The organism is Nitrospirota bacterium, from assembly GCA_016219645.1.
GTDB lineage: Bacteria > Nitrospirota > Nitrospiria > Nitrospirales > Nitrospiraceae > Palsa-1315.
On record JACRLR010000016.1, the window covers coordinates 491,602 to 507,638 of the forward strand.

The window sequence follows — 16,037 nt, forward strand, 5'->3', positions numbered from 1 at the left end:
GACTTCCCTCGTTGGACGCGCGCAGTGGAAGATCAATCAGCCCCCATCCCTGGAAAGAGAATGGCCGAGCTTTGAACAAGGGGCAGGAGCGGCCAGGAGCCCTTCTTGCTCGCCGAACGCGCACGATCAGAATGTGCTCGTTCGATGCGCGCAGTAAAGGGCAGCCTCGGCCACTCCCTCCAAGAGAGGTATAAGGAATTCGGAAGATCCTCGCATGAAGGATTACCACATCAACATCTTCTATAGCGACGCAGACAAGGGCTATATCGCGGATATTCCCGACCTGGACGCCTGTTCTGCCTTTGGGAAAACTCCGATCGACGCCCTGAAGCAAGCGCAACTGGCCAAGAAAGTCTGGCTAGAAGCGGCTCGCGCGGCCCGCAAACCCATTCCCAAACCGCGTTACCGACCTGCCATTTACCAAACCGGATCGTAAGATTATGGTGGCTTCCACTGTCGTAGGGCTGTGGGACAGAGGATTGGGAGGGAGTGCCCAGGTGCCCTTCTTGCTCGCCGAACGCGCACATTCAGAAAGTGCTCGTTCGATGCGCGCAGTAAAGGGCAGCCTCGGCCACTCCCTCTAAGAGAGGCATAAGGAATTCAGAAGTTCCTCGTTGGACACGCACGGTTGCAAGTCAGCCACGTTGTCCCCGCTCGGAGCGAAACGAAGTGGGCGGGAGTTTTCCCAAATGGCTGTGAGACTCTCTAGCCATTTTTGTGTTCATAGGTTGGATATGCTGCACAGGTAGTCCGCAGCAGACTTATTAGGTAGACGCTAATGCCAACTGTCCGAGAAACTCTTGCTGCTTGGCAGAACTCGCTTTGCCCGGAAATTGAAGTTGGAGGGCTTTACGCCAGGAATTCTATTGCCCATAAGTGGAAGGCGACATTCCGCAGTCTTGAATTAAGGGAAACAGCGTTTTGGCGTATTCATGATCTTCTGACCCAAACGTATGAGCTGCACCTTAATGGGAGGGCTTTAGGGGCCAGAATACTTCTGCGAAGCGCTATAGAAACTCTCGCAACACTGATCTATCTGAATCAGTCTACTGCGGCAGTGACTGCCGGAAACCAAGATTTTCATGATTTCTCGAACTTGACGACTCGCCTCTTGCTCGGTTCGCGTGACAAATCGACTGACCATCAAGCAGTCAATATAATCTCTGTGTTGGAAAAATGCGAGGAGCGTTACCTTGGAATAATGGGCCTTTATGCGCAGCTATCAGAAAGCGCGCATCCGAATTTTGAGGGGTTGTGCTTCGGCTACTCGCGAATTGACCACGATAATTATGTCGCCGAGTACTCGAACAATATGTCAGCTATGTATGCTGACGAATTAGTGCCCGCAATGGAGTTGTGTATGTTCGTGTTTGAGCATGAGTACAACACGGAGTGGCCCAAACAGTTTGAGCAACTAGAAGCGTGGATCACTGAAAATGATGAAAGGCTTGAGGTAACCAAAGGTGGGAGCGGTGGCGTCTAACTTCGTCTTCGAGGCCGACGCGGTGGGACAGTGCACTGTTTCGTGTTATGCTCGTCTCCCGCGCGTCTCACGCTGCATTAGAGAGAAGAACACGGACACGCTCCATTTTCGATGGTGCAGAGCAACTGCGATGTTTCTAGGACAATAGCTATCAGAGTAACTCACTGAACGCGGCGAAGCGTTAAGGCGACAGGCTTGTAAGCGGCCTGTCGCCTTTCTATTTTTTTATTAGCTGAAGACTTCCTGGCGGGGTGGCATGGCCCTGAAGCGTAATTCGCCGGAGGAACGGGGTGCCCGTCGAGACTTTGCCAGGAGGGAAAGCGGAAACTGACTGAGTCTGCGAAGGAATTTCCGAAGGCTTCCGCCTGGCAAAGTCCGAAAGGGCCGTTCCGGGAGGCGATGGAGCGGAAGGGTTTGCCACCCTGCTGGGGCGAGGAGGGTTATTCAGCTGGCTCCGCCCCGCCTCCCCACAGTTTCACCGTGCGGTCCCATGAGGCACTGGCCAGTTTCATTCCGTCCGGCGACAGAGTGATGCCGCGAACGGCTGCGGAATGGGCTTTGAGCGTTCTGAAGCAGCGGCCGTTCGAGAGGTCCCAGAAGCGAATGGTGTTATCGTCTCCGGAACTGATGAGGACTTTGCTGTCCGGGGTGACGGCTAGTGAGCGTACCCAGGCTGTGTGGCCTTTCAAGGTCCGTTGTTCGGCCACGTGGGGCATGTCGAATAATTTGATCGTCTGGTCCCGGCTTCCGGTGATCAAGAGTTTGCCATCGGGGGTAAAAGTCATCGCACCGATCCAGTAATCCATCTGTTTTTGAAATCCACCGTCGTCGTCGATAAAATACCCGCGTGTTTCACTGGTATCATCGTCGTCCTGTTTCCAGTGGCCGTTATGCAGAATCTTTTCCTCTCCGCTGGGCAACACTTCCCAGAGCTTGATCTTCCCGATATCCGTTCCGCTGGCGAGGTGCATGCCGTCCGGCGAAAAGGCGACGCAGACAGACCAATGGTGGTCATACTGGTCCTTGCCGAGGAGGGTCATGAGCTCAGTGCCAGTCGTGACTTCCCAGATCTTGATGTCCTTGTTGTGGCTGCCACGAGCCAGCATCAGGCCGTCGGGCGAGAGGGAAAGGCTGACGACATTGTGATCATAACGTGTGAAGAGGAGCTTTTTCGACTCGCCGGTGTGCGGGTTCCAGAGTCGGATGGTACGGTCTTCACTCGCAGTGGCCAAGGTCTGACCATCCGGTGTGAAGATGACGGATCGGATGTCCGCTGTGTGTCCCCTCAGTGAGCGCAGGAGGCGCCCGGTTTCAATGTCCCACAGGCGGACGAGCCGGTCGACTCCGCCGCTGGCGAGGGTTAAACCATCCGGTGCGAAGGCCACCGACCAGACTCCATGTGAATGGCCTCGATAGGTGGTCAGCTCCCTCGCTCCTGTCCTCCAATATTCGAGAAAATCGACTGGTGCGGGGCCAGATTCCGACGCTGATGGTATCAGCGGGGAAGGAGCGTGAGCAGGTTGAGAAAGAATCTGATCCGCCATGTTCAATAATCCTCTTGGTTGGGATCGGCTTGATTGCTAACTGGTGGTTTCGCCCAGTATAATTACAGTCGGCCTGGGGTGATCGTAAGAGAAGCCTTGTCATCAAGTCAAGCGGGCTAGCAGGATGCTGAAAAAGGTGGTGGGGTAGCTGGGACGATCCCCATGCTCGCGCAACGCGCGGCTTGAGAAGAATGAGGAGGGAGCGGCCAGGTGCCCTTCTTGCTCGCAGAACGCGCACGGTGAAACTGTGCTCGTTCGATGCGCGCAGTGAAGGGCAGCCTCGGCCACCCCCTCCAAGAAAGGTGTAAGAAATCGGAAGGCCCTCGCCAGGGTAAATGGCACGTCTTGGCGTGCCATTGGGTGGGCGGGTGAGAAGACGCGCGCAGTTGGGATCATCCCACCCACCCCTTATAAAGTGATAGTTCGCTGCGGCCTTGCTTGGGAGAAGGTGCGTCTCGGCGCGCCGGGGTTGGGCGGGTGAGAAGGCGGGCCATTTTGAGCATCCTGGGGCTAAAGTATGACATCGTCACCATCTTCAAGATTCCAACAGAGTATTGGGTATAAACCGAGTTTTCCCGCAGCTTGCTAGCACGCGCCCAGAGGATTGGTATGGAACTTCGTTTTCAGCCCGCTTTGTTGCAAGAGGTCATTGACTCGTTCGTCGAAAAGACTGAACGGGAAGGCGACCCCACTTATTACAAAGAATTCCACGAACTGGCCGACCCAATCTACGAGAAGTTTACGCTCGACGATCGTGAAAGCGAGTTCAAGAAGCTCTACCAGTATCTGTTCGGGACCTGGGGATTTTCCGATATCATTCGCGATGCCTTCAATGAATATCCATTACTCAAAGAGCGGGTCGGGATTGTGCTCATCAAGGGGGTACTCAAAGAAGATCAAGAAGGCGTCGATATACTCAGGAAGTGGGGATCTGTCGAACACGAAATGGCTCGGGCGTTCGAGGAACAAGGATTGAAAGGCATAGGGATTAAACTCATTCCACGTCGGTTCTACGATCCGGCACTCACGCGCTATTGCCGCCATGAGTTGTTTCATATTTCGGACATGCTGGATCCGGCCTTTGGGTATGATCCGGATACGAAGGTCGGGCAAAATCCCGGCGAGGAAACACTCATCCTCCATCGGTATCGCATCTTGTGGAGTCTTACCGTGGACAGCCGGCTGACTGCACTAGGCAAGGAGCCGATGCTGAGGAAGGAAGACCGGTTTAAAGAGTTCCGCTCCTGGTATCGGAAGATTCCCGCGCCACAATTGAAATCGGTGTTCGAAGGGTTGTGGCAGACGAGTTTCTTTACCCACTCGGAATTGATCGAAATGGCTTCGGACACCCTGCGCGTGATGGATCGGGCCGTGGATGTCGAGGGGGGCGAGGTTCCAGAAACAGAAAACAAAGTCATGTTGATGCCGGGATTTCCCTGTCCTCTGTGCCGGTTTCCGACCTACTCGTGGATTGAAGACATGGACAAGAAGCTCGAGCCCTATGTGCTCGATTTCATCCGCGAGAATCACCCTGGCTGGGATACTGAATTCGGGGCTTGCGACCGTTGTGTCGAGGTCTACAAGCTTCGTGCCGACGGTGTTATGTAACGGTGCATGACTGTGGCTACCGATTCGTCATACGGTCGTCGCGACTTCCTCAAAGATTCCGTTGTGTCCGTGGCCAAAGCCGTACAGGAATTTGCCAAGCCGCAAGCGGTTGTGCCGGAACAACCGGCTTCACCGCCGGTGCGGACGGATTGGTTGCGTCCCCCTGGTGCGACTGACGAAGCGCTGTTTTTAGAACGATGCACCAAGTGCGGTGACTGTGCCAAGGTTTGCCCGTATGGATCAATTACCTTCCACCCCGTGAACGGGACACCGGTGATTTTTGCGGATCAGATGCCTTGTTTTCTCTGCGAGGATACGCCCTGTATTGCGGCCTGCGCCACCGAAGCGCTGCTCCCTGTCGAAGGACGAGAGCAGATACGAATGGGTCTTGCGGTTGTTTCGCACCGAGTCTGCACAGCAGGGCAGGGGTGTCATGCCTGCGCGTCGAAGTGTCCCACTGGCGCATTAGCGATGGATTTTGACAGCCAGCGGCTCATGGTGGCGACTGAACGTTGCGTTGGATGTGGGCTGTGTGAGCAGGTGTGCCGGACCGTGAACGATCGCGTAGCCATTCGAGTGACACCCCTGAGATCGTTGGCGCAGTCGCTCTGGTGACCAGCAAACATATGTCAGATTGCGTGAGCGAAATTTGGAGAGAAACTACTTCTTCCTTAAGGAAATATGCCGCTTGACAAGTCCCGGGCCGATACCTACCATACGAAAGACTGTCCCCATGGGTTGCCCGCAAATCGCAGGACGGTTGATATGGAAAACAGGGTAAGCCGAGGAGCTGATTTGTATGGCGAGTAAACAGCCAGTGTCAGCAGGTTCCCCGGTCGCGGTGGGGGCAATTCCGACTTCGCCGGCTATTAAGGATTCACCGGCTGTCGAACGCGCCCTCAGCCGCAGCAAGATCTACCTCCTCGTGTCGTGGAGCCTGCTCTATCCTGAAGACGATGAGTTTCTTGACTACGTGCAATGTGGAGAGTTCGTCGACGATGGGCGAGCGGCGCTCGAAGCTTTAGATCAGGCGCTCGACGGCATCGGGGGTGAACGGGCCAAGCTCAAACTGGTATTGCTGCGTAACCAGCTCGATCAGATCGAGAAGGTCGTGGCTTCAGAATGTGTCAATTGGAAACTCAGCGATCTGCAGGCAGAACACCGCCGAGTGTTCAGTAACGTCATTACCCTCGATTGTCCTCCCTACGAAACGCTTTTCGGAAATGATCACGTATTTGCTCAATCGCAGGTTATGGGCGATATCGCCGGATTCTATCGTGCGTTTGGGGTGGAACTGTCCAAGGATATTCACGAACGGCTGGATCATTTAAGTGTCGAATTCGAGTTCATGCATTTCCTGGCATACAAAGAGTCATATTCGCGCTGTCACGATGGAGCAGACAAGACCCAAATCGTCCTGGACGCGCAGAAAAATTTTGTGAAAAATCATATCGGCCGGTGGGTCCCGCTATTTTGCCGGATGTTGGTCAGGAAAGCGTCGTCCGGTTTCTACAAACATGTGGCAGATCTGATGGCAGAGTGGATGGATTTTGAAACCGCATTCCTAGGCGTCGTTCCGCAACCCTATTCGGAGTCCGATTATCGGCCGGCGACCTTTAATGCGCCGGAAGGCCAGACCTATGAGTGCGGCGCACAGGACCAGGGCAATGAACTGAGCCTGTTGCTGAACGAAGTTGGCGCAGACTCATTTTTGGATAAGAAGGCCCAAGAGAAAGACAAGGGGCAGGAAGGGCCGGTGGGGACTGCATAAGATTGCCTATCGATAAAGGTTTCCATGCCCTGGTTTCCGGTTATGATCATGGAACCGCGGTCTTTCTTTTTATCGAAAGAAAGGGTATAAGGATGGGCAAAGAGCCACAGTCGACGAACAACCGTGTGAGGGTTGGCATTATCATCGCCTCGGTGCTCTTTGGTGTGGCCTGGGCAGTCATCATGATACTGATCGGAAAGGATTGACCGTGGCCGCTGTGAACCATAATCGTTTAATCGAGAGGAGGCGTATCTCATGAGTTTGGTGCAGACACACAGCAAGCGTGTGGTGTTTGGCATTCTTCTCTCTGCATTGATCGTTGGCGTGATGCTGACGATGGGGCAGGTGCCGTTGGCAGTCAGTCAGCCGGTGACAATTCCGGCAAAGATGATCAAGGGAGCAATTCCGATGGATGGCGCGAACCCGGTTTGGGAAGGCGTCCCCGGGGTCATTGTTCCGTTGAGCGGACAGCTGATCACGACGCCGATGCATCCGAACATTTCAGTCAAATCGGTGTTCGTGAAAGCCATGACTAACGGCAAAGAGATCGGTTTGCGGATAGAGTGGAACGACCAGACCAAGAACGATACGGCTATCGGTCCTCAAGATTTCCGGGATCAGGCAGCGGTTATGTTCCCGGTTAACACGGCTGGAGCTCCACCCTTCCAGTGTATGGGGCAGTCGGGCGGAACGACCAATATTTGGCGGTGGAATGCGGAGTGGCAAAAGGATCTCGGCAAGGATAGCGCAGGCATTTGGGATGTGGATGACCAATACCCAAGTATTTTTTGGGACTTCTATTTCGAAGAGCCGGCTGGTGGTGTGACCTATCCGGATCGGATCGGTCGCAGCCTTGGGCCCTTCAATCCTGGTATTTGGTCGGGGAATATCATGTCCGACCCAACCTTGCGTGTGAGCTCGGTTGAGGATCTAAATGCCAATGGTTTCAGCACCCTCACGACGCAAGCGCATCAGGATGTCATCGGGAACGGGGTGTGGGAACCCTCTGGCTCCGTCAAGGGTGGTGGGTACACAGGCCCAACATGGCGTGTGGTGGTGAAGCGTGCGTTGGAAACCGGTGATGCCAACGACACCCAGTTCAAGGCTGGAATGTCAGTGCCGATCGCGTTTGCAGTTTGGGACGGTAATAACATTGAACGTAACGGCATGAAGGCGCTTTCTACCTGGTTTACCCTCAAGCTTTAGTAGGGAACCGGTCGCGGATAAAGATCCTCTCGTACCTCGTGAGGGCGCGAGTGATAGCAGAATGAGAAACCCCAATTCGGCGCCATGCCGGGATGGGGTTTCTCGTTTTTAGGGACGAAGGGCATCATTCTTATGATCAGCACAAGTGCTGTGTCCTCCGATGTACCCGTCTTGACACTTGATTCTCTTAAGGCCCAGATTAATGACTAACTGCAGCCTTCTGTGCCTGTGGCAGGGATCGAAAGGACGTCACTGAATGGGCCGATGGGTTGTGCAATGGGTGAATCACCTCCGTATCCAGCACAAGGTCTGGGTGATGCTCCTGTTGCTTTGCGTACCGCTCGGCGCAGGCATTGCCATTCACCTCTATGTTGTTCAACAGTTACTTGGGCTGCAACAACAGAAGCAAGACCTCACGCTGGCCGATAAACAAGTCCATGTCCTGGAGCGACTCGCCGTCGATATTGAGGACGGTTTTCGCGGGTATGTCTTGACCCAGCAACCAGCCTTCCTTGTTCCGCTGATCGAAGCTGAAGCGAAGCTCAACCAGGCGCTATCGGATGCCTCAGCATCGCTGGCAAAGCTACCCGGCTCTTCGAACCAACTGGATTCGATCGAGCGGCAACTGAAAGATTTTCTGCATTCCAAACAGGAATTGATCGCAGACATTCAGCGGGGGCGAGGGGACAAGGCGTTGGAGTACGTGCGGTCTGGCGAAGGGCTCCGACTGTCCGATCTGCTCCGCGCAGATCTCCGGACCGTCGAAGATCGCCTGATGCGGCACCGAAATTTCTTGAAGGAACAAGCGGACGGGCTATCGCAGCGGACGTTTGTGGGACTGTGGATCACGCTGGCCGGTGTGGTTGCGTTGGGATGGATTGTCTCACGCGTGTTAGCCCGCTCTCTCAAGGATCCAATCATGCAGCTTGAATCAGCCACCAGAAGTATCGGAGCGCAGGTCGACATGGCAGGCATTACCGAACTGTTGGCTGTGGGTCGAGGAGCGAAGGACGAACTCGGTCAATTGGCGGATGCCTATCTCGCCATGGCTCGTCGCATCGAGACGCACACCCAAGAGATCGAGACGCTCATCGCCGTCGGCCGTGAGATCAACACCATCGGCCCCGACGGTCTGGACGGAGTGCTCCGGCGTATCTCGGACCGAGCGGTGGAATTGGTCAAAGCGGATGTCTGTCTTGTGCTCCTTCGCGATGATCAAATGGGCTGCTGGGTGGTTGAAGCTGCATCCGGCGAATGGAATGACCGCCTGAAGAAATCTGTCATGCTATGGGAAGAACTCCCGGTCAGTGTTCAAGCATTTGAGACGCGCGAGGCGGCCACGGGGGAACGGTTTCGTTTTGACGAACGGCCACAAGTTTTGCGGCGGAACTTGATTGGGGACAGTATGTTGTCAATTCCCCTGTTGGCGCAGGGGATTCCGTTCGGCGTCCTGTCGCTCTTGGCCGATCGACCCAGGGGAGCGCATGAATGGAATCTACGCCTGGCCGGAGGATTGGCTCAGGAGGCTGCGCTGGCTATCTCCAACGCGCGGCTGTATGAAGCTGCGGAACAGCGGCAACGGGGGTTGGCTGCACGCCTCCAACAGCTCGAGCACCTTGCTGAAACCTTGGCTCATGATCTTAAGGGGCCGGGGGCTCGTATGGAAGAACTCGCGCGGTTATTGGTCCAGCAGTGCGGTTGGCAATTCGACGACCGGACGAAGCGCTGGTTATCTCTTATCGAAGAGAATGGTAGGGATCTTGTGCAGCGTGTGGAAGGAATCTTGACCGTGGCTCGTGTCGGTATGGGTCAGGGGGCCATTACGGCTGTCGATCCGACTGTGATTATTGACGAGGTGTTGAAAGCCAGGGCCGGTGAGATCGAGCGGCTCCGTGCCGTCGTACGGGTTGAACCGGGGCTACCGCTCGTTGCCTGTCACGGTGCCTATCTTCGGCAAATCTTCGACAACCTTGTCTCGAACGCGCTTAAATTCACAAGGGCAGGAGAGGCACCGATGGTAAGGATTAGCGGGCATGTAGAGGGTCCTATGGTGGCCTTCTCTGTCGAGGATCGCGGGATAGGGATTCCTTCGACTCAACGCAGTCGAGTATTTCAGCCGTTTGTCCGCTTGTTGATGTCCGATGCAGCTGGCAGCGGGATCGGTCTGACCATCATCCAACGCATTGTGGCTCTGTATGGTGGCAAGGTGTGGATCGACGGAGTCGATGGGCAGAGCTGCACAGTACAATTCACGGTTCCGAGTTTTCAGGAGCAGGGGAATGCCTCCAATGGCAGGACCCAGACGTCGAGAGTTTCCGATGTGGTCGATGTTGCCCCGCGAGGGGTTCTGTGAGGAAGGGAGAGATGATGACACGTGGCACAGTGTCCGACATCCGAACGAACAGAGCCAACTCCAAAGTGCCATTCACGATTCTCATTGTCGAGGACAATGCAACGGATGTTGAGTTGATGCTGCATGCCCTTGAATCGGCGGACCTGAAACCACTCGGGGGAGATTTCGAGATGGAGGTTCGTGCCACGGCAGAGGGGGCCTTGCAGCTGATAGGGGAACAGACCGTCGATCTCGTGCTGACCGACATGATGTTGCCGGGAATGGACGGATTGGACCTCGTCAGCCGCATTCAAAAGATCGATCCAAATTTGCCTGTTATCATGGTGACTCGAATGAACGCCATTCCTCTGGCTGTAGATGCAATGCGGCGAGGTGCCTTTGACTATGTGCTGAAACCTGTCAATGCGGAGGATTTGGGGATACGGCTCCATCGGGCGATTCGTATCTCGGAAGTGCTCCGCCGGCATGCGATCTATGAGCAACGGGACCGGCAAGAATTCGAAGCCAATAGTTTCGTCGGGAGTGGAGCTTCGTTCGAAAAGATTGTACGGAGTATTCAGGAGGCGGCTCAGGTCCGTTCAACAGTGTTAATCACCGGCGAAACCGGAACAGGAAAGGGAATGATCGCACGGGCAATCCATCAACAGAGTCCGGAGAGCAGTCGGCCCTTTCAAGTAATCGATTGTGCAACTGTTCCAGAGGGGATGATGGAATCGGAGCTGTTCGGGCATGTACGGGGGGCCTTTACCGGTGCGATCGCTGATAAGCCCGGGCTCATTGAATTAGCGAACGGTGGAAGCGTGTTTCTCGATGAAATCGGAGAGCTTCCCCTATTGCTTCAAGCGAAACTCCTCCGAGTATTGGAGGAAAGCGAGGTGCGCGCCGTAGGTGGAACCAGAGTTCGCCGAATCAATATGCGTTTTATCGCTGCGACGAACCGAAATCTGGAAGCTCGAGTGCGTGAAGGGACCTTCCGGAAGGATTTGTATTATCGACTCGCAGTCGTTTCGATTAAGGTGCCGCCGCTTCGGGAGCGTCGCGAGGACATCCCCATTATCGCACGTCATTTATTCAGCCGTCTGCTTCGATCGATGGGCAAGGGGCAGTGCCATTTTACTGAAGAGGCAATGGAGCTGTTGGTTTCCTATTCCTGGCCTGGGAATGGCAGAGAGCTCCGCAATGTCGTGGAACGGATGGCTATGCTCACGACCGGCGACACCATTCGAGCCCACGACGTGAGAAGCGTGATTCCGCAAAGTGAGGCCGAGTCTCTCGCCTCAGGCGAACCGAGCGCCACTATTCTTCCATACATGGAAGCAAAGGAGCAGGTGCTTGAAGAGTTTACGAAGTCTTATCTCCGTGCGAAACTTGCCCAGCATGGAGGTGTCATCACAAAGGCCGCTGAAGACAGCGGTATACCACGGCAACATTTTTCGCTGCTCATGAAAAGATTCCTAGGAAGCGAGGTGATCGAGAATCAGTAGCTTGTGTCTCCCATTCGTAACGATCTTGCTGTTCGTCAATCTCACCAGCTGTTTCTTTGCACTGTCTCGTTTCCTATTCGTAGCAGAATAATCCAAATGATAGCGTTATGGTTCATACACTGGATGTTTTCCAGCATGGTCTTATGGTGGCATATCAAGATATGCCACCATAAGCTGTGGATATTACACGCAGCATAGGTATTTTATTATGTTGGGCATATCTACATATTCAATTTGTGAAATTTCTTCTGTCTCCACGATTCATTATTTTTCAGAAGTTATAGTATTTATTGTTTAAATTCAATGCGTTATCTCGCATGTCCCCGGCAGTGTCGATTTTTATCCAACCTGGCAGCCATCTTGCTGATGATGACTGGTAGGTAGTCTTATGCCAACTAAGTTTAGAGATATGTCCATGATTTCTAGGAATGAAAGATTCTAGTCAATAAATTTCCGTGTGTTGCGGGGGGCTTACAGAAAACCCCTCAAAATTAGAGGAGGTGGGACCCATGTTTTTGTCACGTCGGCAGTTCTTAAAAGTCACGGCAGGCACCGTGGCCGCAGTGGCGGTGGCGGACAACGTGCTGGCGCTGACCGCGCTCCAGCCGGTCATCGAAGTCGGGAACCCGCTGGGGGACTATCCGGATCGGTCCTGGGAGCGGGTCTATCACGACCAATACCGGTACGATTCGTCCTTTACCTGGGTCTGTTCCCCGAACGACACCCATGCCTGTCGGGTCCGGGCCTTCGTGCGGAACGGCGTGGTGATGCGCGTCGAGCAGAACTACGACCATCAAACCTACGAAGACCTGTACGGGAATCGCGGCACCTTTGCCCATAACCCGCGGATGTGTTTGAAGGGCTTCACCTTCCACCGGCGAGTGTATGGGCTGCGGGAGCAGGGGTATGCGCCGGAGATGATCGAAATGATGAAGGGGGCCGGGACCCGCACATTCAAACATCGTGCTGGCATGCCGGTTCTCGGGATCATCGGCAAGATGGCCAATGCCCGGATGAACGGGGGTGTCAATGCGTTGTTAGACGTCTGGATCCGGAAGGTCGGCCCGGAGCAGGCGCAGGGCGGTCGCTATTTGTCGAACTATACCTGGCATGGTGACCAGAACCCTTCAGATCCCTGGTGGTGTGGAGCCCAAGGGTCCGACTGTGACCTTGCAGATATGCGCTTCTCCAAGTTGATCACCAGCTGGGGAAAGAACTTCGTCGAGAACAAGATGCCGGAAGCCCATTGGAAGCTGGAATGTATTGAACGGGGCGCCCGGGTCGTGGTCATTACGCCGGAGTATAATCCCACGGCCTATCGGGCCGACTACTGGATGCCGGTCCGGCCTGCGGCTGACGGCCCAATTTTCTTAGGAGCGCTGAAGATTATTGTCGATGAGAATATGCATGACACCGACTTCATGAAAGGGCATACCGATGCGCCGATACTGGTCCGCACGGACACCCTGCAGTTCTTGGATCCGCGCGACGTGGTGGCGGACTACCAGTTCCCGGACTTCTCGAAGAGTTACTCGGGCCGGATACAGTCCCTCAAGCCGGACCAGGTGCAGCGGCTCGGCGGGATGATGGTCTGGGACCTGAATAAGAAGCAGGCGGTGCCGCTCCATCGGGAGCAGGTCGGCTGGCACTATGAGAACAGCGGGATTGATGCGGCCCTCACCGGGACCTATCGGGTGAAGCTGTTGAATGGGCGGGAAGTCGACGCGATGCCGGTCTGGCAGATGTACCTGGTGCATTTCCAGGATTACGACCTGGACACCTGCCATCAGATCTGTCGGACGCCGAAGGATCTGCTGGTGCGCTGGGCGCGGGATTCAGGATCGATCAAGCCGGCAGCCATCCATAATGGCGAAGGCACGAATCATTATTTCCACCAGACTTCAAATTCCCGTGGCGCTGCCATGGTGCTCATCGTCACCGGCAACGTCGGAAAGTTCGGTGCCGGGCAGAATACCTGGGCCGGTAACTATAAGGCCGGTACCTTTACGGCCACGCCCTGGTCCGGCGCGGGGCTTGCGGTGCACACAGGGGAGGATCCGTTCAACATCACCCTGGATCCCAATGCGCACGGCAAGGAAATCAAGACTCAGACCTATTACTACGGCGAAGAGGTTGGCTATTGGGCCCATGGGGATACCCCCCTGATCGTCAATACCCCGAAGTATGGACGCAAGGTGTTTACCGGCAAGACCCACATGCCGTCCCCGAGCAAGTTCCGGTGGGTCTCCAACACAAACCATGTCAACAACGCCAAACATCACTATGATGTGGTCCACAATGTGGACCCGAACATCGAAGCTATTATGACGCAGGATGTCGAAATGACTTCGGATATCAACCATAGTGATCTTGCCTTCGCCTGTAATACCTGGATGGAATTCACCTATCCGGAAATGACCATCACGGTCTCCAACCCGTGGGTGCAGATCTGGAAGGGCGGGATCCGGCCGTTGTATGACACGCGGAACGACCTGGATCCCTTTGCGGGGGTCGCGGCGAAGTTGTCGGAGATGACGGGCGACAAGCGGTTCCGCGACTATTTCAAGTTCGTCTATGAAAACCGCGTCGACGTCTATGTTCAACGGATGCTCGATGCCTCCAGCACCTTCTACGGGTACAACGGTGATGTCATGCTGAAGTCGGAAAAGGGCTGGATGGTTATGACCCGCACCTATCCTCGGCTTGCGTTCTGGGAAGAGACCAACGAGTCGAAGCCCATGTGGACCAGGACTGGCCGGTACGAAACGTACCGGACCGAGCCCGAAGCGATCGAGTATGGCGAAAACTTCATCTCGCACCGGGAGGGGACGGAAGCGACCCCCTATCTGCCCAACGCCATCATGACCACCAATCCCTATGTCCGGCCGGATGACTACGGGATTCCGATCACGGCGCAGCACCATGACGACAAGACGGTGCGGAACATCAAGCTCCCGTGGCAGGAAATCAAGCGGCATGCCAATCCCTTGTGGGAGAAGGGCTACCAGTTCTACTGCGTGACGCCGAAGACCCGGCATCGGGTGCACAGCCAATGGTCCGTGAACGACTGGGTGCAGATTTACGAGTCCAACTTTGGCGATCCCTACCGGGAATCCCGTGGACCGGCCCTACCGGGGCTGGAAACCCAGTGACCCCTACTACAAGGTCTCCCGCCTCATGATCCGGGCGAAGTATAATCCGGCCTATCCGTACCACGTGACGATGTCGAAGCATGCGCCGTACGTGGCGACGCCGAAGTCGGTCAAGGGGCATGAGACCCGGCCGGACGGGCGGGCGATTGCGGTGGACACGGGCTATCAGTCAAACTTCCGCTATGGGGCCCAACAGTCCTTTACCCGGAACTGGTTGATGCCGATGCACCAGACGGACTCCTTGCCGGGCAAGCAACGAAGGCCGAAGACGGCGGGATCGGGGCGCGGGGTCCGTGGGAACCGGTGCGGACCGGATTCACGCCGGGCCAAGAGAACGAGTTCATGATCAAGTGGCTCAAAGGTGAACACATCAAGATTAAAGTCTAGCGAGACATGCGCGAGACGCGGGACTCGCGAGACTGGAAAGCACACAACCGGGGATGAGGCGCGGGATCAGACAGAAGAGACGGATGGCGAGTCTCGCCTGTCTCGCCCTCGACTGAAAGGAGAGACACAATGCCTGAAGTGTATAACTGGCAACTGGGGCGGAAGATGCTGTATCCCTACGAGGAGCGGCACCCGAAATGGCAATTTGCCTTTGTCTTCAATATCAACCGCTGTCTCGCCTGTCAGACCTGCTCGATGGCGGATAAATCGACCTGGCTCTTCTCCAAGGGGCAGGAATATATGTGGTGGAACAACGTGGAGACCAAGCCCTACGGCGGGTATCCGCAGTTCTACGATGTGAAGATCACCCAACTCATCGAGCAGGTGAACCCGGGCGGCCAGGTGTGGAACGTGCGGGTGGGCCGGAAGGGATGACCATTTTCGACGCGGGGGCCAAGGTGGGCCAGGCGGCGATCGGCTATATCCCGACGGACCAGGAGTGGCGGTTCGTGAACATCTATGAGGATACGGCGACGTCGATGCGGGCGCTGGTGGAGGGCATCGATAAGACGGGGTTTTCCCGCGACGAGCCCTGGAAGATGACGGGCAGCAGCCTGCCGGAGCATGAGACGTTCTTCTTCTATCTCCAGCGGATCTGCAACCACTGCACGTACCCCGGGTGCTTGGCGGCCTGCCCGCGGAAGGCGATCTACAAGCGGCCGGAGGACGGCATTGTCTTGATCGATCAGAACCGCTGTCGGGGTTACAAGAAGTGTGTGGAGCAATGTCCGTTCAAGAAGCCGATGTATCGGGGCACGACCCGGGTGTCGGAGAAGTGCATTGCCTGCTATCCGCGGATCGAAGGGAAGGATCCGTTGACCGGCGGGGAGCCGATGGAAACCCGCTGTATGGCGGCCTGCGTGGGGAAGATCCGCATGCAGAGCCTGGTGCGCATCGGCGAGGACGGGCTGTGGGCGGAGGACCGCTGGCATCCGCTCTACTACGCGATTCGGGTGGAGCAGGTGGCGCTGCCGCTCTATCCGCAGTGG

General features: G+C 55.6%; 9 protein-coding genes and 2 pseudogenes. 10 read left to right on the plus strand and 1 reads right to left on the minus strand.

The window, feature by feature from the left end; genetic code table 11:
* Positions 1-214 precede the first annotated feature (214 nt).
* Both HZB34_06670 and HZB34_06675 read left to right on the plus strand, forming a co-directional pair.
* On the plus strand, positions 215-436 hold the full coding sequence (locus HZB34_06670) for a type II toxin-antitoxin system HicB family antitoxin (GenBank protein ID MBI5315637.1): 222 nt from the start codon (positions 215-217) through the stop codon (positions 434-436).
* Between the two features lie 342 nt (positions 437-778).
* Entirely contained in the window at positions 779-1,483 is a 705-nt protein-coding gene (locus HZB34_06675) for a hypothetical protein (protein MBI5315638.1), read from the plus strand.
* 440 nt (positions 1,484-1,923) lie between these two features.
* On the opposite strand, the gene HZB34_06680 is transcribed toward HZB34_06675, so the two are convergent.
* Positions 1,924-3,027, minus strand: coding sequence for a WD40 repeat domain-containing protein (locus HZB34_06680; GenBank protein MBI5315639.1), 1,104 nt, complete (start codon positions 3,025-3,027; stop codon positions 1,924-1,926).
* A gap of 609 nt (positions 3,028-3,636) precedes the next feature.
* On the opposite strand from HZB34_06680, the gene HZB34_06685 reads away from it, so the two are divergent.
* The 8 genes and pseudogenes from HZB34_06685 (at position 3,637) to HZB34_06720 (ending at position 16,037) form a co-directional block, all read left to right on the plus strand.
* The gene (locus HZB34_06685; protein MBI5315640.1) at positions 3,637-4,635 is read left to right on the plus strand and encodes a hypothetical protein; all 999 of its coding nucleotides are present in this window, start codon (positions 3,637-3,639) and stop codon (positions 4,633-4,635) included.
* Positions 4,636-4,647: 12 nt separating this feature from the next.
* Positions 4,648-5,250, plus strand: a complete 603-nt coding sequence (locus HZB34_06690; GenBank protein MBI5315641.1) for a 4Fe-4S dicluster domain-containing protein — start codon at positions 4,648-4,650, stop codon at positions 5,248-5,250.
* Between the two features lie 184 nt (positions 5,251-5,434).
* A complete protein-coding gene (locus HZB34_06695; GenBank protein ID MBI5315642.1) occupies positions 5,435-6,406 on the plus strand; it encodes a molecular chaperone TorD family protein in 972 nt (323 codons plus the stop codon).
* 255 nt (positions 6,407-6,661) lie between these two features.
* The gene (locus tag HZB34_06700) at positions 6,662-7,612 is read left to right on the plus strand and encodes a nitrite oxidoreductase, gamma subunit (protein MBI5315643.1); all 951 of its coding nucleotides are present in this window, start codon (positions 6,662-6,664) and stop codon (positions 7,610-7,612) included.
* Positions 7,613-7,868: 256 nt separating this feature from the next.
* The gene (locus tag HZB34_06705) at positions 7,869-9,965 is read left to right on the plus strand and encodes a CHASE3 domain-containing protein (GenBank protein MBI5315644.1); all 2,097 of its coding nucleotides are present in this window, start codon (positions 7,869-7,871) and stop codon (positions 9,963-9,965) included.
* 11 nt (positions 9,966-9,976) lie between these two features.
* Positions 9,977-11,449 (plus strand): sigma-54-dependent Fis family transcriptional regulator, encoded by a 1,473-nt coding sequence (locus HZB34_06710; GenBank protein ID MBI5315645.1) that lies wholly within the window; start codon positions 9,977-9,979, stop codon positions 11,447-11,449.
* Positions 11,450-11,958: 509 nt separating this feature from the next.
* A pseudogene (locus HZB34_06715) lies at positions 11,959-14,988 on the plus strand (molybdopterin-dependent oxidoreductase).
* Between the two features lie 129 nt (positions 14,989-15,117).
* A pseudogene (locus HZB34_06720) lies at positions 15,118-16,037 on the plus strand (nitrate oxidoreductase subunit beta).